A 24,000-nucleotide genomic window follows, 5' to 3' on the forward strand; every position below is an offset into this window, starting at 1 on the left:
GTCGGGAGGACGGCGCCACCGACACCACCGCGTCGTCACCCCGCCGGTTATCGTCGTCCCCGTGACGATCCTCGAGGACGCCCGACCGGGCATGAACCCCGACATCCGCCCGCAGGACGACCTGTTCGGCCACGTCAACGGCCGCTGGCTCGACGAGACCGAGATCCCCTCGGACCGCTCCAGCTGGGGGCCGTTCGTGCAGCTGGCCGACGTCGCCGAGCAGCAGGTGCACGCGATCGTCGAGGAGCTGGCCGCGGCCGAGCGCGACACCCTCGACGACGACTCGCGCAAGATCGCCGACCTCTACGCCTCGTTCATGGACACCGAGGCGATCGCCGCCCGCGGTCTCGCCCCTGCCCGGCCGCTGATCGACGCGGTCGCCGGCCTGCGCGACGTCCGCGACCTGGCCGCGTTCCTCGGCGAGTTCGAGCGGATCGGCGGGCACGGTCTCTTCGGCTCCTACGTCGACACCGACGACCGCAACTCCGACCGCTACCTGTTCCACCTCGTCCAGGGTGGTCTGGGCCTGCCCGACGAGTCCTACTACCGCGACGACAAGTTCGCCGAGGTGCGGGAGAAGTACGTCGCCTACCTGGAGCGCCTGCTGTCGCTGGCCGACGTGCCCGACGCGGCCGACCAGGCGCGCACCGTGCTCGACGTCGACACCCGGCTGGCCCAGGGCCACTGGGAGCGCGCCGAGACCCGCGACGTGCAGAAGACCTACAACCTCACCACGCTGGCCGAGCTGAAGGCGCTCTGCCCGGCCTTCGACTGGGACGCCTACGTGACCAACCTCGGCGGCAGCGACGAGACGCTGGCCGAGAGCTGCGTGCGGCAGCCGTCCTACCTGGCCCACCTCTCCACGGTGCTCGACGAGGTGCCGCTCGAGCACTGGCAGGCCTGGCTGCTCACCCACGTGCTGCGCGCGGTCGCGGCGTACCTGCCCGACGAGTTCGTCGAGACCAACTTCGACTTCTACGGCCGCACCCTCAACGGCACCCCCGAGCTGCGCGCCCGCTGGAAGCGCGGGGTGGCGTTCGTCGAGGGCGCGATCGGCGAGGCGCTCGGCAAGGAGTACGTCGCGCGCCACTTCCCGCCGACGTCCAAGGCGCTGATGGACGACCTGGTCGCCAACCTGCTCGCCGCCTACCGCCAGTCGATCTCGCAGCTGGACTGGATGACCGAGGCGACCAAGCAGCGGGCCTACGAGAAGCTCGACACGTTCCGTCCGAAGATCGGCTACCCCGAGAAGTTCCGCGACTACTCCGCGTTGCAGGTGCGGCCCGACGACCTGCTCGGCAACGTCGCGGCGGCGGCCGCGTTCGAGACCGACCGCGAGCTGGGCAAGCTCGGCGGGCCCGTCGACCGCGACGAGTGGTTCATGCTGCCGCAGACCGTGAACGCCTACTACAACCCCGGCACCAACGAGATCTGCTTCCCCGCCGGCATCCTGCAGAAGCCGTTCTTCAGCCCCGACGCGCACCCGGCCGAGAACTACGGCGGCATCGGCGCGGTGATCGGCCACGAGATCGGGCACGGCTTCGACGACCAGGGCGCGCAGTACGACGGCCTCGGCAACCTCAACGACTGGTGGACCGCCGACGACAAGGCCGCCTTCGAGGTGAAGAGCAAGACCCTGATCGAGCAGTACGACGGCTTCGAGCCGCGGGCGCTGCCCGGCGAGCGGGTCAACGGCGCGCTGACCGTCGGCGAGAACATCGGCGACCTCGGTGGTCTCACCATCGCCCACAAGGCCTACCTGATCAGCGAGGGCGGCTCGGCCGACGAGGAGTCGCGGCGCAAGCTCTTCCTCAACTGGGCGTTCGTGTGGCGCACCAAGCGCCGCCGCGAGCAGGAGCAGCAGTACCTCACCATCGACCCGCACAGCCCGCCGGAGTTCCGCGCCAACATCGTGCGCAACCTCGACGAGTTCCACGAGGTGTTCGGCACCGCCCCGGGCGACGGCCTCTGGCTCGACCCCGAGCAGCGGGTGCGCATCTGGTGAGCGGGGGCCACCCCGAGCACGGCCAGCCCGACTTCGACGTCCGCTTCGAGTGGGGGCTGACCGGCGCCCTCGCCTGCGCCGCGCCGGTCACCGTCGTGGTCGACGTGCTCTCGTTCACCACCACGCTGTCGGTGGCGCTCGACCGGGGCATCGAGGTGTTCCCGTTCCGCTGGGGCGACGTGCGCGCCACCACCTATGCCGAGACCCGCGACGCGACGCTGGCGGTCGGCCGACGGCAGGCCGCGCCGGGCCAGGTCAGCCTGTCGCCGGTGACCGTGCGCGCCGCCGAGGGGGTACGCCGCCTGGTGCTGCCGAGCCCGAACGGCTCGGCGATCTGCTTCGGGCTCGCCGAGACCGGCACCGAGGTGTACGCCGCCTCCCTGCGCAACGCGCGCGCCGTGGCGGCGGCGCTGGCGCCGCGGTTGGGGGCCGGTGACGACGTGACGGTGGTGGCGGCGGGCGAGCGTTGGCCGGACGGCTCGCTGCGCCCCGCCGTGGAGGACCTGTGGGGCGCCGGTGCGGTGCTCGCCGGGTTGGCGGACCTCGGGGTGGGCCGGCCGAGCCCGGAGGCGCGCGTCGCCGAGGCGGCGTACCGCGCGGTGGCGGCGGACCTCCCGGCGGCACTGCACGGCTGCGCGAGCGGTCGCGAGCTGGTCGCGGGCGGCTTCGCGGCCGACGTCGACGTGGCCGCCGAGGTGGACTCCTCGAGCGTCGTCCCGCTGCTGTGCGGCGAGGCCTTCCTGCCGGCCTGAGCCGTCCCTGGCCGGGTGGCCGACCCGTCGATCGTCCCCGACACGCCGCGCAATCGCGGGAATCGGTGACGGGCCGGCGACGGGGAGGGGGTTCTCCACAGGCTGGGGCCGGCCGGTTTCGCCGCCCGCCCGGCTCGGGCAGAGTCGCAACACGCGACCGGGCCCGTCCTCGGGCCGAGCAACCAGGGGGCAGCATGAGCATGAGCAGGATCGAGGCCGTGCTCGCCACGATCGGCGAGCAGGCGGCCCGGGCCGAGGAGCGACTGGCCGCGGCCGAGCGGTTCGCCGGTGCGACCGAGCGGCTGCGGGTTCCGGGGCGGTCGGCGGACGACGCGGTGCAGGTCACCGTCGACGGGGTCGGCCAGCTGGTCGACGTCGACTTCCGCGGCCGACTGGAGGCCAGCACGCCGGGGTCGCTGCGCCGGTCGGTGCTCCAGGCGCACAGGCGGGCCAGGCAGGCCCTGACGGCCGAGGTGAGCCGGCTCGCCCGGGACGCCTACGGCTCCGACTCCCCGAGCGCCGAGACGATCACCGCCGCCTACGCCCGGGCCCACGGCGGCGCCGGTGGCTCGTGGGGGGAGGAGTCGTGAGCGAGCTGGTCGTCGACGCCGAGCGGATGCACACTCACGCGACGGAGGTCCGGGGGCTGGGCGGGCGCGCCGACGCGGCCGCCGACACGGCGCGACAGGTCGCCTTCGAGCCCGACACGTTCGGCGCGATCGGGGCACGCCTGGTGCACCCGTTCCTGGTGCCGCTCGAGCTGGCCGGCGTGCTGGCCGCCCGCGCCTCGTCCGCGTCGTACGACGCGACCGCGGCCGCGCTCGACGCGGTCGCGGACGGGTTCGAGCTGGTCGACCAGGGCACCTCCGCCCGGTTCGGTCAGTTGCTCGGGAGCCTGCTGTGAGCGGCGTGGTGGCGCTCGGCTCGGCGCCGGAGGCCGGCAACGGCCTCGCGGTCGTCGACGGCGGGGTCGACGCCGCCGACGCCCTGGCCCGCGGCGACTGGGTCGAGGCCGGGGTCGACGGCCTGCGAGCCGGGCTCGACCTGGCCGGCGCCGTGCTCGACCCGATCGGCACGATCGGGTCCAGCGTCGCCGGGTGGCTGATCGAGCACCTCGGTCCGGTCCAGGGCTGGCTCGACGATCTGTGCGGCAACCCCGCGACGATCGCCGCAGCCAGTGCCACCTGGCACGCCGTCGCCGAGCAGCTCACCGACGTCGGCGCCGACTACCAGGCCTCGGTGCGCCGCGACTTCGCCGGGCAGCTGGGGCTGACCGCGGTCAACTACCAGCAGTACTCCGCCCTGCACGCGCACGCCACCGCCCGACTGGCCGCGATCACAGCCGGGACCGGGGCCGGGGTGGCCGCCGCGGGTGCCCTGCTGGCCGGGGTGCGCGACTTCATCTCCGGGCTGCTCGCCGACGCGGTCGGCCAGGTGGTGAAGCTGGTGGCCGAGTCGGCGGCGACCCTGGGGGTGGCGGCGCCCCACGCCTTCGCCACGGCCGCGGCGAAGTGCCGTGAGGTGGTCGCCGAGGCGCGCCGCCTGGTCGAGAGCCTGGCCCGGTCGCTGGACCGGATGGCCGAGCTGTTGCGCCGGGTCGACGAGGCGCTCGAAGCCGGGGCCACCCTGCTCACCCGGGTCTCGTCCCGCTCGGAGCTGCTCGGCGGCCACGCCCGCAGCCAGGCGCTCGACCTGGTCGTCGCGATCGCCGACCGGGCCGGTCAGATCGACGACACGACGCCGTACGCCGTCGTCTGATCGGGGCTGAGGGAAGACGGGTTGGGGTGACATGTGTCCGGCCAGCCTCCAGAGCGGGAGGCCCTGGCAACGCGGGCCAGCCGGCGACGCGCGGGACAGACCCGACTCCCCCGCCGCCGGGACGGTGCAGGGCTGTGGATGGCCACCGCGGATGGTCGCCGCCGGCTGGTAGACAGGCGGCGTGACAGCCACCCCAGCCACGACCCCGGCCACCGGCGATGCTCCCGACGTGCGCGAGCGCGCCGAGGCCCACCTGCGAGCCCTGGTCGGTCCGCGGGAGGGGGTGCCCGAGGCCCGGCTGCGCGAGGACCAGTGGACCGCGATCGAGGCGCTGGCGGTGCACCGGCGCCGGGCGCTCGTGGTGCAGCGAACCGGCTGGGGCAAGTCGGCGGTCTACTTCGTGGCGACGCTGCTGCTGCGCGAGGAGGGTGCCGGGCCCACCGTCATCGTGTCGCCGCTGCTGGCGCTGATGCGCAACCAGATCGCCGCGGCCGAGCGGGCCGGCATCCGCGCGGTGACGATCAACTCCACCAACGTCGACGACTGGGAGCCGATCCACGAGTCGATCCAGGCCGGCGAGGTCGACGTGCTGCTGGTCAGCCCCGAGAGGCTGAACAACCCCGGCTTCCGCGACGCCGTGCTGCCCCGGCTCGCGGCCACCTGCGGGCTGCTGGTGGTCGATGAGGCGCACTGCATCTCCGACTGGGGCCACGACTTCCGGCCCGACTACCGCCGCATCCGCACGCTGCTGGGCGACCTCCCCGACGGCATCCCGGTGCTGGCCACCACCGCCACCGCCAACGCGCGGGTCACCGCCGACGTCGCCGAGCAGCTGGGGGTCTCGGCCGGCTCGACCACCGCAACCGGTTCGACCAGCGCCGAGCACGCTCCCGCCGCCGGCGAGGGCGTGCTGGTGCTGCGCGGCTCCCTCGACCGCGAGTCGCTGCGGCTGGGCGTGGTCCGGCTGCGCACCCCCGAGCAACGCCTGGCCTGGCTCGCCGACCACCTGGCCGAGCAGCCCGGCTCCGGCATCGTCTACTGCCTCACCGTGGCCGCCACCCAGGAGATCGCCGACTACCTGCGCTCGCGCGGCCACGCCGTCGCCGCCTACTCCGGCCAGACCGAGACCACCGAGCGGCACGCGCTGGAGCAGGACCTCATCGCCGGCCGCGCGAAGGCGCTGATCGCCACCAGCGCGCTGGGCATGGGCTTCGACGCCAGCCTCGGCTTCGTGGTCAACATGGGCGCCCCCTCCTCGCCGGTGGCCTACTACCAGCAGGTCGGCCGCGCCGGACGTGGCAGCGACCTTCCGCCCGAGGGCGCGAGCGTGGTGCTGCTGCCCGCGCCCGAGGACCGCGACATCTGGGCCTACTTCGGCTCGCTCGCCTTCCCCCGCGAGGACGTCGTGCGCCGGGTGCTGCAGGTGCTCACCGACGAGGGGCGCCCGTTGAGCACCGCGGCGTTGGAGACCTACGTCGAGCTCAACCGCAACCGGCTCGAGACCATGCTCAAGGTGCTCGACGTGGACGGCGCGGTGCAACGGGTCCGCGGTGGCTGGCAGGCGACCGGCCGCGAATGGGCCTACGACGAGGAGCGCTACCGCCGGGTCGCCGAGGCGCGGGCGCGCGAGCAGCAGGCGATGCTCGACTACCTGGCCACCGACCAGTGCCGCATGCGGTTCCTGCGCGAGCAGCTCGACGATCCCGAGGCGGTCGACTGCGGGCGGTGTGACAACTGCGGCGGCCTGGCCCTGTCGGCGGAGGTGTCGGCGGGTTCGGTCGAGGAGGCCGGAGCGCGGCTGGCCCGCCCGGGGGTGCCGGTCGAGCCGCGCAAGATGTGGCCCACGGCGCTGACCAACCTCGGGCTCGACCTCAAGGGCAAGGTCGGCGACGTCGCCGAGGAGGGGCGGGCCGTGGCCCGGCTGACCGACCTGGGCCACGGGCAGGCGCTGCGCGAGCTGTTCCGGCCCGGCACCCCCGACGGCCAGGTGCCGGTGCCGCTGGTCAAGGCGGTGATCGGCGTGCTCGACGACTGGCGGCCGCGGGTCGACGGCATCGTCGTGGTCGAGTCCGCGTCGCGGCCCGCGCTGGTGGCCGACCTCGCCGACGGGCTCTCGCGCTACCTGCGGGTCCCGGTCGTGGGCCGCTGGGCGATCGCCGACCCCGGCGTCGTCCCGGGCCAGGGGGCGGTGAACTCCGCCCAGCGGGTCGCCGCGGTGACCCGGCGCTACCGCCTCGCCGGCAAGGTTCCCGCCGGCGGCTCGCTGCTGTTGGTCGACGACCTCGTGGTCACCGGCTGGACCCTCACCGTCGCCGCCCGGGCGCTGCGCCAGGCCGGTGCCGGGGCGGTGCTGCCGCTCACGCTGGCCGTCCAGTCCTGACGCCGCCGGCGGCAGCCCACCCCCAGGGGTGGAAGTGCCGGCCCACGCGGGGGAAGGCTCAGCACTCGGGCGTCGGCGCCGATGAGCGGCACCGGGGGGGTGTGACATCCGTCTTCACTCCGAGAGGAACCACCATGCGCCGGTCTCCGACCCGCTCCATCCTCATCACCACCACTGCCGCGGCCCTGCTGCTCTCCGGCTCCGCCGCCTTCGCGGGCGTCGGCCAGGTCGTCGACCCGGTCGCTGACGCCCCGGCCGAGGGCGACCTGACCCTGGTCACCGTCGACAACGGCGTCGACCTGCTGCAGGTCAAGGCCAAGGTGGCCCGGCTCACCGTCGGGCGCACCCACCTGGTCGCCACGCTGACCCCGGTCACCGCCACCGACCCGGCCACGGACCCGGTCGACGAGCCGGAGACCGACCCCGTCGAGGACCCGACGGACCCGGCCGCGGAGCCGGTCGACGCGCCGGAGACCGACCCCATTGACGCGCCGGAGGTCGACGCCCCGGCGGCGTACGTCGTCCGCTCGGTCGTCCTCCCCGCCACGAGCAAGGGGAAGGGCAAGCCGGCCAAGCCGGGGAAGATCGGCGCCGTGCTCGAGTCGGTCGACGCGGCCGGCGAGGTCACCGCGGTCGTCTGCAAGAACGTCAAGGCCACGCTGGCGAAGGGCCGCAACGGCCAGTCGCAGCTGCGGGTGCCTCAGGTCTGCCTCGGCGGGCTCGCCGGCACGATGAGCGTCGTGGTCACCACCGTCGACGCCGATGGTGAGGTCGTCGACGAGGCCGACCCGGTCGAGGTCACCCTCGACTAGTCTCCGAGGAGAGCTCCAAGCGCCGACGGCCCGGCACCACCATCGTGGTGCCGGGCCGTCGTCATGCCTGCCGGCCTGCGTCAGTGACCCACCAGCACGGTCGGGTCCACGCTCTTCTCGCTCTTGCGGCGGGGCAGGAAGAACGCCGGCACCAGCACCAGGGCCACGAGCACCGTCGCCAGCGTGAACGTGCCGCTGAAGACGCCGGCCAGGTCGTCGAGGGTCTGCTGGACCAGGCCCGGCACGGCCTCCGGCGGGATCCCGGACTGCTGGAGGAACCCGGCCAGCTCCTCCTCGTCCTCGGCGACCGAGGCCAGCGCCAGCCCGGTGGGGTCGACGTCGTCCTTGAGCCCGTTGGTGAGCAGCACGGTGAACACCGCCGTGCCGATCGACGCGGCGACCTGCTGCACGATGTTCATCAGCGTCGAGCCGCGGGCGATCGTGTGCTCGCGCAGCGTGGCCAGCGCGGCCGACATGATCGGCATCATCGTGCCGCCCATGCCCAGCCCCATCACGAACAGCGCGCCGAGCAGGTACCAGTACGACGTGGTGGCGTCGAGCTGCGAGAACAGGCCCATGCCGATCGCCACCACCGAGACGCCGGTGAGCACCACCTTGCCGGGACCGATCCGGTCGGCGAGCACACCGGCCACGGGCATCGTCATCATCGCGCCCAGGCCCTGGGGGGCGAGCACGAGCCCGGCGCCGAGGGCGTCCTCGCCACGGACCTGCTGGAAGTAGAGCGGGAACAGCACGCTGGCGCCGAAGAAGGCGATCGCGAAGAACGACATCGCGAGCACCGCCGCGGTGAGGTTGCGGTTCTCGAACAGCCGGACGTCGACCAGCGGGTGCAGGTTCTTGCGGTTCAGCGCCCACGGCACGAACGCGGCCACCAGCACCAGGCCGGCGATGGCCGGAGCCAGCACCTCGGTGTCGGCGATGGTGCCGGTCTCGGGGACCATCGAGACGCCGTAGAGGAACGCCGCGAGGCCCGGCGAGAGCAGCAGCATGCCCAGCCAGTCGAAGGTCTCCGACGGCTCGACGTGGTCGGGGGGCAGCACCTTCGCGGCATAGACCAGCGCGCCCGCGCCGATCGGCAGGTTGATCAGGAAGATCCAGTGCCAGCTGGCGTAGTCGATGAGCGCGCCGCCGACGATCGGGCCGAAGATCGGCCCCAGCAGCATCGGGATGCCGAGCACGGCCATCACCCGGCCGACCCGCTCGGGGCCCGCGGCGCGGGTCAGGATCGTCATGCCGAGCGGCATCAGCATGCCGCCGCCCAGGCCCTGGACCACCCGGAAGGCGACCAGCATCGGCAGGCTCGTGGCCACGGCGCACAGCACCGACCCGAGCGTGAACAGCAGCACGGCCAGCAGGTAGAGGCGCTTGGTGCCGAACCGGTCGGCCGCCCAGCCGGTGAGCGGGATGACCGTGGCCAGTGCCAGCGTGTAGCCGGTCATCGTCCAGGCCACCTGTGCGGAGGTGGCGTCGAACTCCCGCTGGAAGGTCTGCAGCGCCACCGAGACCACCGTGATGTCGAGGATCGACATGATCGCGCCCAGCACGACGACTCCGGCGATGACGAGCGTGCGGCGGTCCAGGCCCATGCCCGGGTCGGGCAGGTGGTGTGGATGGTGGGAGTCGGTGTCCGGCGAGGTCGGGCCGGCAGGGGGATCCATGGTCACCGGACGAGGCTAGGGAAGCCTCACCTTCGGCACCAACCGACTTTGGTCGCCGGCGAGGGTGGCGTTCGTCACCACCGGGAGCGCAAGTCGGCTGCGGCTCGGTGGTCGCGGCGACGTATGACGTCCCGAGGCGGCCGCGGCGGCCGCGGCGGACACGAGCGGCTCAGCCGGCCGGCGGCTCGCGGAAGCGGCTCGGGGTGGTGCCGTGCCAGCGCCGGAACGCCCGGGTGAACGCGGTCTCGTCGGAGTAGCCGAGCCGGGTGGCGATGTCGGTGACCCGGAGCCCCTGCTGCAGCCAGCGGGCGGTGAGCTCCTGCAGGGCCCGCTCGCGCACCGCGCGGAAGGTCAGTCCCTGCTCGGCGAGCAGCCGGTTGAGGTGACGGGTGCTCACCGCCAGGTGCTCGGCCACCCGGTCGCGACCCCAGTCGGGATGCTCGCCGATCAGCCGCCGCACCCGCACAGCGATGCCCTGGTCGTCGAGGCCGGCCAGGGTGCGGTCGGCCAGCTCGCGCAGGTGGTCGCGGAGCGCTCCGTTGGCCTGGGCCAACGGCAGCTCGAGCTGGTCGGGAGTGAAGCCGAGGCTGGTGTGCGTGGCGGAGAAGTGCGTGGCGCAGCCGAGGACGTCGCCGTAGTCGGCGACCGGCGCCAGCGGAGGATGGGTGAACCACACCCCGGCGGGACGGAACCGCTCACCGGTGGCCCACCGGGCCAGGTGCAGCAGCGTGGCGAGGGCGGCCTCGCTGCGCTCCACCGGCCGCACCACGAACCGGTGGGTGAACTGCACGTGCGCCAGCGCGCCGTCGTGGCGCAGGGTGAACGACCCGCCCTCGCCGATCACCGGCGCGTAGGCGGAGAGCTCGTCGAACGCCTCGCCGAGCGTCTCGCAGGTCACCAACAGCATCCCGACGCTGTCGAGGTGGCCCACCTGCACCCGGGCACCGAGCCGCAACCCGGCGAGCGGGTCCGGCGACGCGCTGCAGAACGCCTCCCACAGCTCGTCCTGCTGGGTCAGCGGGATCCGGTCGGCCGCCCGGATGCGCGCGACCAGCTCGGCGGGCAGGGCGATGCCGCCGGCCTCCGCCGCCTGGAGCAGGGCGAGCGCGTAGTGCACGGTCACCCCCGGTCCCGGCTGCGCGTCCATGGCCCGGATTGTCCCCTGTCCCGTCTCGTTCGGCTGATCCCGAGCGGACCAGCGGTGCCTAGTGTGTCCCGGGTCACTGTCGCAGTAGGTAAAGGGAGCACCTCACATGTCATCGCACAGGTACGCCGTCATCGGTGCCGGACCCATGGGGCTGGCCTGTGCCCGCAACCTGCAGCGCGCCGGGATCGACTTCGTCGGCTTCGACCTGCACACCGACGTCGGCGGGCTGTGGGACATCGACAACCCGCACAGCACGATGTACGAGTCCGCGCACCTGATCTCCTCCAAGCGGATGACCGAGTTCGCCGAGTTCCCGATGCGCGACGAGGTGGCGGCCTATCCCAGCCACCGCGAGGTGCGCGACTACCTGCGCGACTACGCCGACCACTTCGACCTGCGCCGCCACTACGAGCTCGGCACCCGCGTGCTCGAGGCGACCCCGGTCGACGGCGGCGGCTGGCAGCTGGTCACCGAGCGCGACGGCGTCCGCGAGACCCGCACCTTCGCCGGCCTGCTGGTCGCCAACGGCACCCTGCACACGCCGTACACCCCGCAGCTGCCCGGCGAGTTCGCCGGCGAGCTGCTGCACTCCTCGGACTACCGCAGCGCCGAGGTCTTCGAGGGCAAGCGGGTGCTGGTCGTCGGCTGCGGCAACTCCGGTGCCGACATCGCCGTCGACGCGGTGCACCACGCCGCGTCGGTCGATCTGAGCGTGCGGCGCGGCTACCACTTCCTGCCGAAGTTCGTCGCCGGGCGGCCGGTCGACACCCTCGGCGGCAAGGTCGGGCTGCCCCGGGCGGTCAAGCAGCGCGTGGACGGCGCGCTGATCCGGGCGCTGGTCGGCAAGCCGTCCGACTACGGGCTGCCGGACCCCGCCTACCGGCTCTACGAGTCCCACCCGGTGGTGAACTCGCTGGTGCTGCACCACCTCGGCCACGGCGACATCACCGCGCGGCGCGACCTGGCCGCGGTCGAGGGCCACACGGTGCGCTTCGCCGACGGAGAGTCGGCCGACTACGACCTGGTGCTGCTGGCCACCGGCTACCAGCTCGACTGGCCGTTCCTGGACCGCTCGCTGCTCAACTGGCCCGACGACGCCCAGGCGCCGCAGCTCTACCTCAACGCCTTCCACCCCGAGCGCGACGACCTGTTCGTGATGGGCATGGTCGAGGCGACCGGGCTGGGCTGGGAGGGCCGCAACCAGCAGGCGAGGCTGGTGGCCGGCTACCTGCGGCACAAGCTCGCCGGCACCGAGGCCGCCGCCCAGTTCGACCGGGTACGCCGCGAGCGCGCCGCCGAGCGCGTCGACGGCGGCTACCGCTACCTGCGGCTGGCCCGGATGGCCTACTACGTCAACAAGGACGCCTACCTGGCGGCGCTGCGCGGCCACCTGGCCCGGCTCGACCCGGACGCCGCGCCGGCGCTGCTCCCGCGCCGCGACGACCCGACCCCGGTGCCGGCGTCAGCATCGGAGGTCTCGGGATGAACGTCGACATGGAGCTCCCCGACCTCACGATCCTCAACGTCCTGCTGGCGTTCATGATGTTCGGGGTCTCGCTGACCCTGCGGCCCTCCGACTTCCGGCGCATCCTCAAGGCGCCGGTCGCGCCGGCGGCGGGTCTGGTGGCCCAGTTCCTGCTGTTGCCCGCCGGCACCTGCCTGGTGACCTGGTGGCTCCCGATCGACCCCGAGCTCGCGCTGGGCATGATGCTGGTCGCCGCCTGCCCGGGCGGCAGCTTCTCCAACATCCTCACCTGGCTGGCGCGCGGCAACGTCGCGGTGTCGGTGAGCATGACCGCGGTCTCGAGCCTGGCCGCGACCGTGCTCACCCCGCTGAACTTCGCGCTCTACGGCACGCTCAACCCCCGCACCCGCGACCTGATGACCGACATCGCCGTCGACCGCGGCGACCTGCTGCTGCTGGTGCTGCTGGTGCTGGCGGTCCCGATGGTGGTCGGCATGCTCGCCGGCACCCGCTTCCCGCGGTTCGCCCGGCGCAGCGAGAAGACCCTGCGGATCGTCTCGATGCTGGTCTTCCTGCTGTTCGTCGCGGTCGCGTTCGGCAACAACATGGGGCTCTTCCTCGACCAGTTCCACACGTTCTTCTGGCTGGTCGTCGGCCACAATGTGATCGCGCTCAGCCTGGGCTACCTGGCCGGCCGGGCGATGCGGGTGCCGGTCAGCGACCGGCGCGCGATCACCCTCGAGGTGGGCATCCAGAACTCCGGGCTCGGCCTGGTCATCGGCTTCACGTTCTTCCCCGACCTCGGCGGCATCCTGCTGATCGCCGCGTTCTGGGGCGTGTGGCACCTCGTCTCGGGGCTGACCGTCGCCCAGTTCTGGTCGCGCCGGCCGCTGCCCGCCGACGACCCCGCGCACCCCGACCGGCTGAAGGTGAAGTACGCATGACCGCCCCCGACCACCACGGGCCCACCCCCGGCCGGGCACCCAAGCGGGTCCTGGTCACCGGTGCCGCCGGCTACCTGGGCCGCCAGCTGTGCGAGCGTCTCGCGGCCTCCCCGGCGTACCACGTGCTCGGCGTCGACGTGCGCGGGCCCGAGGACGTCGAGGGCCCGCTCGGCTTCGAGCTGCGCCGCCTCGACGTGCGCGACCCGGCCCTCGCCGACGTGGCCGCCGGGCACCGCACCACCCACGTCGTCCACCTCGCCTCTGTGCTGCAGGCCTCGCGCGACCGGGCCCGCGACCACGACATCGACGTGGGCGGCACCCGCAACGTGCTCGAGGCGTGCCTGGCCGCCGGGGTCGGGCACCTCACCGTGACCAGCTCCGGCGCGGCGTACGGCTACCACCCCGACAACCCGGCGTGGATCGACGAGGCCGACCCGCTGCGCGGCAACCCCGAGTTCGCCTACAGCGACCACAAGCGGCTCGTCGAGGAGCTGCTCGCCCGCTACCGCACCGAGCACCCCGAGCTGCGGCAGCTGGTGCTGCGCCCCGGCACGGTGCTCGGCGACACCACCGAGAACCAGATCACCGGCCTGTTCACCGGACGCCGGGTGCTGGCGCTGCGCGGCAGCGACTCGCCGTTCGTGCTGATCTGGGACGCCGACGTGCTCGCGATCCTCGAGCAGGGGGTGCGCACCGACGCGACCGGCATCTTCAACCTGGCCGGCGACGGCGCGCTGACGATGGCCGAGATCGCCGACCTGCTCGGCAAGCCGCTACTGCGGCTGCCGGTGTGGCTGGTCCGGGCCGGCCTGCAGGTGCAGCGCTGGCGCGGGCGGCCGGTCGGTCCCGAGCAGGTCGCGTTCCTGCGCTACCGCCCGGTGCTGTCGAACCGGCGGTTGAAGGAGGAGTTCGGCTACGTCCCGCAGCGCACCACCGCCGAGGTGCTGCGCGGGTTCGCGGTCGCCCGCGGCATGCTGGCCCCGGCGGACGCCGAGCCGGAGCGGGAGCGCGCGTGAACGTCGTCCTGGTCACCGGCGCCGCCTCCGGGCTGGGCTGGGCGATGGCCCGGCACTGGTACGCCGCGGGCCACCGGCTGGTGCTCGCCGACGTGGACGCCGACGGGCTGCGCCGGCGCGAGAGCGAGCTCGCCGATCCCGAGCGGGTGGCGACGGTCGTCGCCGACGTGACCGACGCCGGCGACGTCGCCCGGATGGTGGAGCAGACGCGGCTCCGGTTCGGCCGGCTGGACGTGCTGGTCAACAACGCCGGCATCACGCACCGCTCCGCGGCCCACCGCACCGACCCCGAGGTGTTCCGCAAGGTGATGGCCGTCGACTGGCAGGGCCCGGTCGAGCTGACCCTCGCCGCGCTGCCGCTGCTGCGGGAGAGCCGCGGGGCGGTGGTCTGCATCGGGTCGATGGCCGGCTGGATGCCGGTGCCCGGCCGCGCGGCGTACTGCGCCGCGAAGAGCGCGCTCGCGCAGTTCTTCGAGGTGCTGCGCCTCGAGCTGGAGCCCGAGGTGCGGGTGCTGATGGTCTATCCGAGCTTCCTGGACACCCCGATCGAGGCGCACGCGCTCGGCGAGGACGGCCGCCCGACCGTCCGGCCGCGGTCGACGGTGGGCCGGCTGCGCACCGCCGAGCAGACCGCCGCGCTGATCGACCGGGCGCTGCGCGAGGAGAGGCCGCGGCTGTTCCCCGACCGGGGCACCGTCGCGGCGAGCCTGCTGTGGCGGCTGCTGCCGTCGACCTACCAGCGGATCGTGCGGCGCCGCTTCGCCGCGGACCTGGCATGAGCGACCCGTGGCTGTGGGTCGCCGGCTTCGTGCTGGTCGCCTACACCGTCGAGGCGGTCACCGGGTTCGGCAGCATCGTGATCGCGGTGTCGCTGGGCGCGCTGGTGCTGCCGGTGGCCGACCTGCTGCCGGTGCTGGTGCCGCTGAACGTGCTGATGACCTCGTTCCTGGTGACCCGGCACCGGCGGCACGTGGACCGGCCCACGCTGGTGCGCCGGATCCTGCCGCTGATGCTCGCCGGGATGCTGGTCGGCTACCTCGCCGCCCCGCACCTGCCGGCCGGTTCGCTGCGGATGGTGCTGGGGGCGCTGGTGCTGTGGTTCGCGCTGCGCGAGCTGGGCCGCTGGCTGCGCCGGGTGGAGCCGCGCCGGCACGGTCCGTGGCTGACCCGGTCGCTGATCGTCGGCGCGGGGGTCTCGCACGGCCTGGTCGCCTCGGGCGGGCCGCTGCTGGTCGCCGGGCTGGCCGGCACCACGCTCGGCAAGGCCGCGCTGCGGGCGACCCTGCTGACTGTGTGGCTGCTGCTGAACACCACGCTGACCGTGCTGTTCGCGCTCGCCGGCAGCCTGCTGCCGGCGCTGCCGCGGGTGTTGGCGCTGACCCCGGTGCTGGTCGTCGGACTGGTCGCCGGCGAGGTGCTGCACCGCCGCCTCGACGAGCAGGTCTTCCGCCGGGTCGTGCACCTGCTGCTCGCCGGCACCGGGGTCGCCCTGCTCGTCGGCGGCTGAGCACTCCGGCAGGCGATGGCTGCCCCCGCGCCTCCGGCGCCCACCCGTCAGCGGTCGAGCACGCCCTCGACGGCCGAGACCAGCGCCGGGTCCCCCGGCTCGACGCCGGGGCTGAAGCGCGCCACCACGTCGCCGTCGGCGGAGATCAGGAACTTCTCGAAGTTCCAGGTCACGTCGCCGGCCTCGCCCTTCTCGTTCGGCGTCTCGACCAGTCCCGCGTAGACCGGGTGCCGCCCGTCGCCGTTGACCTCGATCTTCTCGGTCATCGGGAAGGTCACGCCGTACGTCGCGCTGCAGAACTCGGCGATCTCGTCGGCGCTGCCGGGCTCCTGCCCCATGAACTGGTTGCACGGCAGGCCGACGACGGTGAACCCGCGCCCGGCGTAGGTCTCGTGCAGCCGCTCCAGCCCGGCGTACTGCGGGGTCAGCCCGCACTTGCTCGCGACGTTGACCAGCAGGGCCGGCGCGCCGCCGGTCACCTCGCCCAGGGTCGCGGGGGAGCCGTCGAGCCGGGCGATCGGGAGGTCCAGGATGCTCATGGCGGCGAGCCTACGGCCCCCGAGGCGAGCCCGACCGGCCGTGCCCGCTGTCCGTGCCCCTGTCCGTGCCGGGGGCTACCGTCGGCTGCGGCCCCCGCCGTCCCCGACCCGAGCCGAGGTGCGTTGAGCTTCGTCCCCGTCACCGGACCCGCCGCGTTCCGTGCCGCCGACCCGCCCCGGGAGGGGGTCGTCGAGTTCAGCGACGAGCGGCGCACGGTCGAGCTGCCGATGCGGGCGGCGCTGCCGGTGCTCACCCGCGCCCACCGGCGCGACGACCTCCACCCGAGCGTGGGGCTGCTCTCCGGTGCCGCGCTGCTGGCGCTGCGGCTGGTGGCGGCCGGCCACCTGCGGCCGGCCGAGGGCGATGCGCAGACGCCCGGGTGGCGGGTGGCTCCGCTGGGTGAGGAGGACGCCGAGCGAGTGCGGCTGCTGGCCCGGGCCCGCGGCGAGGACCCCGAGGCCGCCGAGCGTGTGGTGCGCCAGCTGCTCGACGCGGTGGCCGACACCATGCCGCGCACCGCCCCGGTGTCGACCGCCCCGGCCCGCACCGCGTCCCCCTCCGCAACGCCTCCCTCCGGCCGGGCTCCCGGGGCACGGCGCCCCGGTGGCGACTTCGAGCGTCGCCTGCAGGCCCGGCTCGCGCACCGGCTCCGACCCCGGGAGGACGACCGTCCGCAGCTGGTCACGATCTCGCTGCGGGTCGAGGCCGACGAGGAGGAGCTGGTCGCCGGCGCGGTCCGGCTGGTGCTCCAGGTGCACGACGAGCGCAACCCGCTGCACGTCTGCGACGCCGCGCTGCTCTGGACGGCTCCCGACGACCCGGGCGATGCTCCCGACGGCTCGAGCCACGGCTTCGGCGACCGGGCCCGCACCCACGCGGTGATCGCGCTGCGCGGGGCGGCCGAGGCGTGGCCGGTGCTCGACCGGTTCCTCGAGCTGCGGGTGCCCGACCAGCTCACCCTCGACACCGACGAGCTGGTCAGCCTCCTCGAGCACGGTGTGGCCGCGCTCGCCGCCCGCGGCGTCGACGTGCTGTGGCCGCGCAGCCTGGGGCGTGACCTCACCGCCCGCACGGTCCTCGACATGGCCGATCGCCCCTCTCGCTCCCGCGACGACGCGCGCGGCCCGCGGGAGGAGCCGCTCCAGGACGGCCTGCTCCGCACCGACGCGCTGTTCTCGTTCCGATGGCAGCTGGCCGTGCACGGCGAGCCGCTGAACGAGGAGGAGATGGACCAGCTGGCCGCGGCGGCCAGCCCGATCCTCAAGCTGCGCGGCGGCTGGACCGTGGTCGACCCTGCCACCGCCCGCAAGGCCCGCAGGCGCCTGGTCCGCACCGTCAGGCCGGTCGAGGCGGTGGCCGCCGCGCTCACCGGTGTGGTCAGGGTCGATCCCGCGACCGAGGGCGAGGACGGCGCCGCCGAGGTGGTCGTCGGCGCCTCGTTGCGCCGGCTGCACCAACGGCTCCTCGATGCGCCCACCCGCGATCCGATCGCGCCCCCGGCCGGCCTGCGCGCCGAGCTGCGCCACTACCAACAGCAGGGGCTGACGTGGCTGGCCGAGATGACCTCGCTCGGGCTGGGTGTGTGCCTGGCCGACGACATGGGGCTGGGCAAGACCGTCACGCTGATCGCGCTCCACCTGCACCGTGCCGAGCACGCGCGGGCGGCCGGCCGCGAACCGGGACCCACCCTGGTGGTGTGCCCGGCGAGCCTGCTCGGCAACTGGGAGGCCGAGGTCCGGCGCTTCGCACCCGGCGTCCCGGTCCGTCGCTTCCACGGCGGTGCCCGCACCCTCGACGGGCTCACCGAGGGGTTCGTGCTCACCACCTACGGCACCCTGCGCAGCTCGCTGGCCGCCGGCCAGCAGGGCGTCGAGCGAGCGGAGCCGCTGGACGCGGCGCTCCCCCTCGAGCAGCTCGACTCGGTCCCGACCGGGCTGCGCGACGTCCCATGGGACCTCGTCGTCGCCGACGAGGCCCAGCACGTCAAGAACCCCCGCTCGGCGGTCGCCCGGGCGCTGCGCACGGTGCCGAGCCGGGCCCGGGTCGCGCTCACCGGCACCCCCGTCGAGAACGAGCTCACCGAGCTGTGGGCGATCCTCGACTGGGCCACGCCCGGCCTGCTCGGCAGCCGCAACGCCTTCCGCAAGGCCTGGGCCGCGCCGATCGAGTCCGGTGCCGACCCGCGGGTGGCCCGGCAGTTCGCCGACCTGGTGCGGCCGTTCCTGCTCCGCCGCCGCAAGTCCGACCCCGGCATCGCCCCCGAGCTGCCACCGAAGACCGAGACCGACCACCTGCTGCGACTCACCCGCGAGCAGGTCGTGCTCTACGAGGCGTTCGTGCGCGACACCATGGCCCGCATCGAGCGCGCCGACGAGACGACCCGGCGTGGCCTGGTGCTGTCGCTGCTCACCGGGCTGAAGCAGATCTGCAACCACCCCGCGCACTTCCTCAAGCAGTCCTCGGGCCGGCTGGCCGGGCGGTCGCAGAAGCTCGACCTGCTCGACGAGCTCCTCGGCACGGTGCTGGCCGAGGACGGCGCGGTGCTGCTGTTCACCCAGTACGTCGCCATGGGCCGGCTGCTCGAGAGCTACCTGTCCTCCGCCGGGGTGCCCCATCAGTTCCTGCACGGCGGCACCCCGGTGCGCGAGCGCGAGTCGATGGTCGCGGCCTTCCAGGCCGGCGCGGTGCCGGTGTTCCTGCTGTCGCTGAAGGCCGGCGGCACCGGCCTCAACCTCACCCGCGCCGACCACGTCGTGCACCTCGACCGCTGGTGGAACCCCGCCGTGGAGGACCAGGCCACCGACCGGGCCTACCGGATCGGGCAGACCAAGCCGGTGCAGGTGCACCGGATGGTCGTGCAGGGCACGATCGAGGAGCGGGTCGGGCTGCTGCTGGAGCGCAAGCGGTCGCTGGCCGACAGCGTGCTCGCCCGGGGCGAGACCGCGCTCACCGAGCTCGACGACGCCGAGCTGTTCGACCTGGTCAGCTACCGGCCGGAGCGCTGAGGTGGAGGCGGTGCCCGGGCCGGCGGGCTCCGACGTGGCCCTGACGCTGCCCCGAGCCGCCGGTCGGCGCAGTCGGGGCCCGATGGCGTGGTGGGCCAAGGCGTGGGCGCGCGCCGTCGAGGAGGCGGCGTACGGCGAGCGCGAGCTGCGCGGGGCGCGGTCGCTGGCCCGCGCGGGGCTGGTCGGCCGCATCACGCTGGGCCGCGGCTCGTTCGTGGCGGCGGTCCAGGCCTCCGAGCGCGACCCCGACGAGCTGTGCACGGTCGCGGGCGCGGTGCCGGTGTTCGACGCCGCCGAGGTGTCGGCCCTGGTCGAGACCGTGGCGGCCGAGTCCGGACGGCTGGCCGCGCTGCTCGCGGGCGATCTGCCCCACTCGCTGGTGGAGCACGCCGAGGAGGCCGGGGTCGAGCTGCTGCCCTACGGCGGCGAGCTGACCACCGAGTGCACCTGCACCAGCTGGGTCGACCCCTGCGTGCACGGCCTGGCGGTGCTCACGGCGCTGGGCTGGCTGGTCGAGGCCGACCCGTTCGTGCTGCTGCACCTGCGCGGACTGCCCCGCGAGGAGCTGCTCGCCCGGCTGCACGCGCGAGTGCAGGACCCCGACGGCGACCCGGGCGGCGACGAGGTCGAGCCCGGCTCCGGTGAGGCCGCCGAGCCGGAGCTGGTCACCGACCTCGAGACCGCCCTCGACGCCGCGCTGAGGGCACGGCGGGTGCTGCAGATCCTGCAGGGCGACGACCCCGACCAACCGCTCGACCACCTGCTCTGAGACCGATCGTCACCGCTTCCCGCCCTCTTCGGTCCTGTCGATACCCGGGTCGAGGAACGATCGAGCGGGCTCAGCGGCTGCCGACGGCGAGCACGGCCTCGGTGTCGAGCCGCAGCAGGCCGTCCTCGAGGAGCGGCTGCACCAGCCGGTCGTACGCCGCCCGCATCCGCGCGCGGACCGGTGCCGGCTGGCTGGTGACGGTGACGCCGATGCCACCGACACCGGCCGCGGCGCCGTTCCACAGCGCGTCGGGGTCGGTGCGGTGGGTCCAGCGCAGCGGCCGGGCTTCGACGTCGCGGAGCCCCGCGTCGGTGAGCAGTGCGGCGAGCCCGTCGACGGTGCGCGGGAAGTCGAGCTCCTCGGGGAGGCGCGTGGAGGGAGGAGGCACCGCCCCGCTCTCGTCGATGACCGCTGCCCACAGCCGGGACTGGACGTTGTGCCCGGACGGCCAGATCGTCACCGCCACCCTTCCGCCGGGGGCGGACACCCGCGCCAGCTCGGCCGCCGCCCGGCGCGGGTCGGGCACGTGGTTGAGCACGAAGTTGGCGGTCACGACGTCGAAGCCGGCCGCGGACGAGCCGTCGGGGAACGGGAGCTCGGGCAGGGCGGCGTGGTGCAGTTCGACACCGGGGGCGCGTCGCGCCGCGATGCGCAGCATGCCGGCGTCTGCGTCCACGGCGGTCACCATCGCGCCGGCGGTTCGGGCGAGGGCGGCGAGATCGCCGGGGCCGGTGCCCACATCGAGCAGTCGCGGGGTGGCCGCCGGTCGGTTCGCGCCGAGGCCGGCGGCGGCGAGGAGCTCCGGGAACGTGCCGGCGCACAGCGGCGCGAACGTCTCGGCGTACGCCTCGGCCACGGCGTCCCAGCCCACCGATTCCCGCCGACCCGTCACTGATTCACCCGAATCTGCGGCGTGTCGAGGAACGATCGACGGGTCGTCAGCACGCGAGGCCGACCGCAGCCGTCGCCATCGACCGCAGCAGGTCGCGCATGGCGACGTCGGGGAGCAACCCGCTGTGCGGCGTGGAGTTGATCAGGCCGAACGCCGCGTGGGCCATCGCTCGCGCCCGGTCCAGCTCGCCCGCGCGCCCCGAGGAGCCGGCGAGCCCGGCTTCCCGCAGCTGCTCGGCCCAGAGGTCGACGTAGGCGCGCTGCAGGTCGCGGACCTGCTCGCGGGCGTCGTCGGGCAGTGACTCCCAGTCGCGGTCCTGGACCACGATCAGCGCGCGGTGCCGCAGGGCGAAGTCGACGTGCCAGTCGACGAGCGAGTCGAGGGCAGCCTCCGGTCCGGGGGCGGCCGCCACCCGCGTGCTGCCCTCTGCGAGCAGCCGCTCGCTGATCGAGACGAGCATCTCGGCCAGCACGGCGTCCTTGGACGCGAAGTGCTTGTAGATCGCGGGGCCCGACATGCCGCAAGCCGCGCCGAGCTCGGCCACCGACACTCCGTGGAACCCACGGGCGGCGAACAGCTCGGCCGCCGTCGCCAGGATCTGTTCGCGCCGCCCGGTGGCCGGAGTGCTCGTGGTGGCCGCGTCGACCACCTGGTCCGCCCGTCCGCTCACGCGCCCAGGTTAGCGGTCGTTCACCTCGAGGGTGGCGGTGCTCTCGCTGCCGACCCGTCGATCGTTCCGCGACACGCCGCGGAAACGCGGGAATCAGTGACGGGTCGGCGTCAGGAGGCGAGGAAGGAGCGGATCCGGTCGTGGTAGCCGGGCGGCTCGAGGAGGAACGAGTCGTGGCCCCACGGGGAGCGCAGCTCGGTGAAGTCGACCGACAGCCCGAGCCGGCGCAGCTCGGCGACCAGGTGCACCGACTGGCGGGTGTCGAAGCGCCAGTCGCTGTCGAAGGAGGTGACCTGGAACCGGGTGGAGGACGCCGAGAGCCGGCCGCCGGTCGCCGGGTCGGCGAACGGCTCGAAGTAGTCCAGCAGCCGGGTGAGGTAGAGGTAGGACAACGCGTCGAAGCGCTCCACGAACGACGACCCCTGGTGCTGCAGGTAGTGCTCGACGCTGTAGTCCGGCTCCAGCCGCATCGCGTCACCGGTGGTGTCGCGCTCGTGGCCGAACTTCGCGGCCAGCGCCTGGTCGGAGACGTAGGTGATGTGCGCGAGCATCCGGGCCACCTTGAGACCCGTGCGGGGGATGGTGCCGTGCTCGAGGTAGCGCCCGTCGTGGAACTCCGGGTCGCTGCGGATCGCCTCCCGCGCCACGGTCGAGAACGCGATGTTCTCCGTCGACAGTTGCGCCGAGGCGGCCACGATCACCGCCCGCTCGATCTGCTCGGGCTCGTCGATGACCCACTGCAGCACCTGCATGCCGCCCAGCGACCCGCCCACCGCGGCGTACAACCGCTCGATGCCGAGGTGCCGGAGCAGCCGGCGGTGCACCGTCACCAGGTCCTGCATGTGCAGCAACGGGAAGTCCAGGCCGTAGGGCCGCCCGGTCGCCGGGTTCGGGGAGGACGGCCCGGTGGTGCCGGCGCAGCCGCCGAGCAGGTTCGCCGAGACCACGAAGAACCGTCTCGTGTCGAGCGGCTTGCCCGGCCCGATCAGGTTGTCCCACCAGCCGCGCCGCTTGGCGCCCAGGTGCATGCCGGCGGCGTGCGCGTCGCCGGTCAGGGCGTGGCAGACGAACACCGCGTTGTCGCGGGCGGCGTTCAGCTCGCCGTAGGTCTCGTAGGCGACCTCGACGTGGTCGAGCCGCCCGCCGGCGCGCAGCAGCAGCGGGTCCTCCGCGGTCGCGAGGAGGACCCGCTGCAGCTCGACATAGCCCAGCGAGCTCACGCCGGTACGCCGCGGGGGCGCGCTGGCCGGTTCACGTGCGGCTCACTTGCTGGCGGCGAGGGCCTGCTCGAGGTCGGCGATGACGTCGTCGACGTGCTCGATGCCGATCGAGAGCCGGACCATCTCCTCGGGCACGCCGGCCGCCTCGAGCTCGTCGGGGGTGAGCTGGCTGTGGGTGGTGGTCGCGTTGTGGATCGCCAGCGACTTCGCGTCGCCGATGTTCGCCAGGTGGCTGAACAGCTCAAGCGACTCGATGAACCGCTTCCCGCCGTCGCGGCCCGACTTCAGCCCGAAGCTGACCAGACCGCCGTAGCCCCGGCCGGTGAGCGTGCGGTCGGCGACCTCGCGGAAGCGGCTGTCCTCGAGGCCGGGGTAGCTGACCCAGGAGACCGCGTCGTGCGCCTGCAGGAACTCTGCGACCGCCAGGGCGTTGGCCGAGTGGCGCTCCATGCGCAGGTGCAGCGTCTCCAGGCCCTGGAGGAACAGCCAGGAGTTCATCGGGGTGGTGGCGCCGCCGGTGTTGCGCAGCAGCACGGTGCGGGCGCGGATGATGTAGGCGAGGTTGCCGACCGCCTCGGTCCACACCACGCCGTGGTAGGCGGCGTCGGGCTGGGTGAGCCCCGGGAACCGCTCGGCGTGGGCGGCCCAGTCGAAGTTGCCCGAGTCGACGATCACGCCGCCGATCGAGGTGCCGTGGCCGCCGATGTACTTGGTGGCGGCGTGCACGACGACGTCCGCGCCGTGCTCGAAGGGCCGGCACAGGTACGGCGAGGGGGCGGTGTTGTCGATGATCAGCGGCAGGCCGACGGCGTGGGCGGCGTCGGCCCAGGCGCGGATGTCGATGACGTTGATGCTGGGGTTGCCGATGGTCTCGCCGAAGACCAGCTTGGTCTTGTCGTCGACGGCCGCGGCGAGCTCCTCGGGCTTCTCGGGGTCGACGAAGCGCACCTCGATGCCGAACTGGGGCAGCGTGTGGGCGAACAGCGCGTAGGTGCCGCCGTAGAGCGTGGAGAGCGCCACGATGTTGTCGCCGGCGTAGGTCAGGTTCAGCACCGCGTAGGTGGTCGCCATCGAGCCGGAGGCGGTGGCCAGCGCTCCGACGCCGCCCTCGAGCTGGGTCATCCGCTGCTCGAAGACGTCCTGGGTCGGGTTCATGATCCGGGTGTAGATGTTGCCCGGCTCGGCGAGCGCGAACAGGTTCGCGGCGTGCTCGGTGTCGTTGAAGACGTAGGACGTCGTCTGGTAGATCGGCACGGCCCGCGCGTTGGTGGTCGGGTCGGCCTGCTCCTGGCCGGCGTGCACCGCGAGGGTCTCGGGGCGGTAGGTCATGGGGTCCTCCGTGGGTGAGCGGAGCCCTCAGCCTGCCGGTGAGTGGGCGACCGTCTCGGTTCTGTCTCGCTCAGCGAGACGCATGTTCATATCGTGAGATGGACGGGACT

The 24,000-nt window shown here is 73.7% G+C and carries 21 protein-coding genes; 14 read left to right on the top strand and 7 right to left on the bottom strand.

From position 1 onward, the window contains the following. Positions 1-61 precede the first annotated feature (61 nt). From D6B71_RS17585 to D6B71_RS17615, 7 genes are all read left to right on the top strand, one after another. On the top strand, positions 62-2,005 hold the full coding sequence (locus tag D6B71_RS17585; protein WP_121257479.1) for a M13 family metallopeptidase: 1,944 nt from the start codon (positions 62-64) through the stop codon (positions 2,003-2,005). Further along, complete coding sequence (locus D6B71_RS17590) at positions 2,002-2,757, top strand: 2-phosphosulfolactate phosphatase (protein ID WP_121257481.1); 756 nt, start codon at positions 2,002-2,004, stop codon at positions 2,755-2,757. The genes D6B71_RS17585 and D6B71_RS17590 overlap by 4 nt, the downstream gene beginning before the upstream one ends. Before the next feature lie 200 nt (positions 2,758-2,957). Beyond that, positions 2,958-3,347 carry a YbaB/EbfC family nucleoid-associated protein gene (locus tag D6B71_RS17595; protein ID WP_121257483.1) on the top strand — a complete coding sequence of 130 codons (390 nt, stop codon included), beginning with the start codon at positions 2,958-2,960 and terminating at the stop codon, positions 3,345-3,347. Next, the gene (locus tag D6B71_RS17600) at positions 3,344-3,661 is read left to right on the top strand and encodes a hypothetical protein (protein ID WP_121257485.1); all 318 of its coding nucleotides are present in this window, start codon (positions 3,344-3,346) and stop codon (positions 3,659-3,661) included. The genes D6B71_RS17595 and D6B71_RS17600 overlap by 4 nt, the downstream gene beginning before the upstream one ends. Then, positions 3,658-4,515: a hypothetical protein gene (locus D6B71_RS17605; protein ID WP_121257487.1), complete on the top strand. Its 858-nt coding sequence runs from the start codon at positions 3,658-3,660 to the stop codon at positions 4,513-4,515. Before D6B71_RS17600 ends, D6B71_RS17605 begins: the two co-directional genes overlap by 4 nt. Before the next feature lie 181 nt (positions 4,516-4,696). Next, positions 4,697-6,895 carry a RecQ family ATP-dependent DNA helicase gene (locus D6B71_RS17610; protein WP_121257489.1) on the top strand — a complete coding sequence of 733 codons (2,199 nt, stop codon included), beginning with the start codon at positions 4,697-4,699 and terminating at the stop codon, positions 6,893-6,895. Positions 6,896-7,029: 134 nt separating this feature from the next. Then, a complete protein-coding gene (locus D6B71_RS17615) occupies positions 7,030-7,707 on the top strand; it encodes a hypothetical protein (RefSeq protein WP_121257491.1) in 678 nt (225 codons plus the stop codon). A gap of 80 nt (positions 7,708-7,787) precedes the next feature. Here D6B71_RS17615 and D6B71_RS17620 read toward each other — a convergent pair whose 3' ends face one another. Then, positions 7,788-9,386: a DHA2 family efflux MFS transporter permease subunit gene (locus D6B71_RS17620; protein WP_206051838.1), complete on the bottom strand. Its 1,599-nt coding sequence runs from the start codon at positions 9,384-9,386 to the stop codon at positions 7,788-7,790. Between the two features lie 169 nt (positions 9,387-9,555). Beyond that, positions 9,556-10,533 carry an AraC family transcriptional regulator gene (locus D6B71_RS17625; protein ID WP_121257493.1) on the bottom strand — a complete coding sequence of 326 codons (978 nt, stop codon included), beginning with the start codon at positions 10,531-10,533 and terminating at the stop codon, positions 9,556-9,558. A 106-nt stretch (positions 10,534-10,639) separates the two neighbouring features. Between D6B71_RS17625 and D6B71_RS17630 the strand changes: the two genes are divergently transcribed. From D6B71_RS17630 to D6B71_RS17650, 5 genes are read left to right on the top strand one after another with little or no spacing between them, the layout of a single operon-like run. After that, positions 10,640-12,019, top strand: coding sequence for a flavin-containing monooxygenase (locus D6B71_RS17630; protein WP_121257495.1), 1,380 nt, complete (start codon positions 10,640-10,642; stop codon positions 12,017-12,019). After that, positions 12,016-12,942, top strand: coding sequence for a bile acid:sodium symporter family protein (locus D6B71_RS17635; RefSeq protein ID WP_121257497.1), 927 nt, complete (start codon positions 12,016-12,018; stop codon positions 12,940-12,942). The genes D6B71_RS17630 and D6B71_RS17635 overlap by 4 nt, the downstream gene beginning before the upstream one ends. Continuing rightward, positions 12,939-13,958, top strand: coding sequence for an SDR family oxidoreductase (locus tag D6B71_RS17640; RefSeq protein WP_121257499.1), 1,020 nt, complete (start codon positions 12,939-12,941; stop codon positions 13,956-13,958). Before D6B71_RS17635 ends, D6B71_RS17640 begins: the two co-directional genes overlap by 4 nt. Next, positions 13,955-14,737 carry an SDR family oxidoreductase gene (locus D6B71_RS17645; RefSeq protein WP_121257501.1) on the top strand — a complete coding sequence of 261 codons (783 nt, stop codon included), beginning with the start codon at positions 13,955-13,957 and terminating at the stop codon, positions 14,735-14,737. The genes D6B71_RS17640 and D6B71_RS17645 overlap by 4 nt, the downstream gene beginning before the upstream one ends. Further along, a complete protein-coding gene (locus D6B71_RS17650) occupies positions 14,734-15,465 on the top strand; it encodes a sulfite exporter TauE/SafE family protein (protein ID WP_121257503.1) in 732 nt (243 codons plus the stop codon). The genes D6B71_RS17645 and D6B71_RS17650 overlap by 4 nt, the downstream gene beginning before the upstream one ends. Before the next feature lie 47 nt (positions 15,466-15,512). Here D6B71_RS17650 and D6B71_RS17655 read toward each other — a convergent pair whose 3' ends face one another. Next, positions 15,513-16,004 (bottom strand): glutathione peroxidase, encoded by a 492-nt coding sequence (locus D6B71_RS17655; protein WP_121257505.1) that lies wholly within the window; start codon positions 16,002-16,004, stop codon positions 15,513-15,515. 123 nt (positions 16,005-16,127) lie between these two features. On the opposite strand from D6B71_RS17655, the gene D6B71_RS17660 reads away from it, so the two are divergent. Together D6B71_RS17660 and D6B71_RS17665 are read left to right on the top strand one after the other, a co-directional pair. Next, positions 16,128-19,010, top strand: a complete 2,883-nt coding sequence (locus D6B71_RS17660) for a DEAD/DEAH box helicase (protein ID WP_206051836.1) — start codon at positions 16,128-16,130, stop codon at positions 19,008-19,010. 10 nt (positions 19,011-19,020) lie between these two features. Further along, the gene (locus D6B71_RS17665) at positions 19,021-19,779 is read left to right on the top strand and encodes an SWIM zinc finger family protein (RefSeq protein ID WP_240641522.1); all 759 of its coding nucleotides are present in this window, start codon (positions 19,021-19,023) and stop codon (positions 19,777-19,779) included. Between the two features lie 70 nt (positions 19,780-19,849). On the opposite strand, the gene D6B71_RS17670 is transcribed toward D6B71_RS17665, so the two are convergent. The 4 genes from D6B71_RS17670 to D6B71_RS17685 all read right to left on the bottom strand — a co-directional run bounded on the left by D6B71_RS17670 (position 19,850) and on the right by D6B71_RS17685 (position 23,890). Next, positions 19,850-20,650: a class I SAM-dependent methyltransferase gene (locus D6B71_RS17670; protein WP_164519728.1), complete on the bottom strand. Its 801-nt coding sequence runs from the start codon at positions 20,648-20,650 to the stop codon at positions 19,850-19,852. A gap of 67 nt (positions 20,651-20,717) precedes the next feature. Continuing rightward, the gene (locus D6B71_RS17675; protein ID WP_240641523.1) at positions 20,718-21,341 is read right to left on the bottom strand and encodes a TetR/AcrR family transcriptional regulator; all 624 of its coding nucleotides are present in this window, start codon (positions 21,339-21,341) and stop codon (positions 20,718-20,720) included. 110 nt (positions 21,342-21,451) lie between these two features. Further along, complete coding sequence (gene metX / locus D6B71_RS17680; protein ID WP_121257509.1) at positions 21,452-22,561, bottom strand: homoserine O-acetyltransferase MetX; 1,110 nt, start codon at positions 22,559-22,561, stop codon at positions 21,452-21,454. Positions 22,562-22,603: 42 nt separating this feature from the next. Continuing rightward, complete coding sequence (locus D6B71_RS17685) at positions 22,604-23,890, bottom strand: O-acetylhomoserine aminocarboxypropyltransferase/cysteine synthase family protein (RefSeq protein WP_121257511.1); 1,287 nt, start codon at positions 23,888-23,890, stop codon at positions 22,604-22,606. Between the last annotated feature and the right edge of the window lie 110 nt (positions 23,891-24,000).

This window comes from Nocardioides ferulae (assembly GCF_003660455.1).
In the GTDB taxonomy this organism is placed as follows: Bacteria; Actinomycetota; Actinomycetes; order Propionibacteriales; family Nocardioidaceae; genus Nocardioides; species Nocardioides ferulae.

What these genes read in the sequence shown, in the direction of transcription:
- D6B71_RS17620 (WP_206051838.1), bottom strand. Translation starts at nt 9,386, where the DNA reads ATGGATCCCCCTGCCGGCCCGACCTCGCCGGACACCGACTCCCACCAT.
- D6B71_RS17685 (WP_121257511.1), bottom strand. Translation starts at nt 23,890, where the DNA reads ATGACCTACCGCCCCGAGACCCTCGCGGTGCACGCCGGCCAGGAGCAG.
- D6B71_RS17595 (WP_121257483.1), top strand. Translation starts at nt 2,958, where the DNA reads ATGAGCAGGATCGAGGCCGTGCTCGCCACGATCGGCGAGCAGGCGGCC.
- D6B71_RS17655 (WP_121257505.1), bottom strand. Translation starts at nt 16,004, where the DNA reads ATGAGCATCCTGGACCTCCCGATCGCCCGGCTCGACGGCTCCCCCGCG.
- D6B71_RS17640 (WP_121257499.1), top strand. Translation starts at nt 12,939, where the DNA reads ATGACCGCCCCCGACCACCACGGGCCCACCCCCGGCCGGGCACCCAAG.
- D6B71_RS17625 (WP_121257493.1), bottom strand. Translation starts at nt 10,533, where the DNA reads ATGGACGCGCAGCCGGGACCGGGGGTGACCGTGCACTACGCGCTCGCC.
- D6B71_RS17650 (WP_121257503.1), top strand. Translation starts at nt 14,734, where the DNA reads ATGAGCGACCCGTGGCTGTGGGTCGCCGGCTTCGTGCTGGTCGCCTAC.
- D6B71_RS17635 (WP_121257497.1), top strand. Translation starts at nt 12,016, where the DNA reads ATGAACGTCGACATGGAGCTCCCCGACCTCACGATCCTCAACGTCCTG.
- D6B71_RS17630 (WP_121257495.1), top strand. Translation starts at nt 10,640, where the DNA reads ATGTCATCGCACAGGTACGCCGTCATCGGTGCCGGACCCATGGGGCTG.
- D6B71_RS17615 (WP_121257491.1), top strand. Translation starts at nt 7,030, where the DNA reads ATGCGCCGGTCTCCGACCCGCTCCATCCTCATCACCACCACTGCCGCG.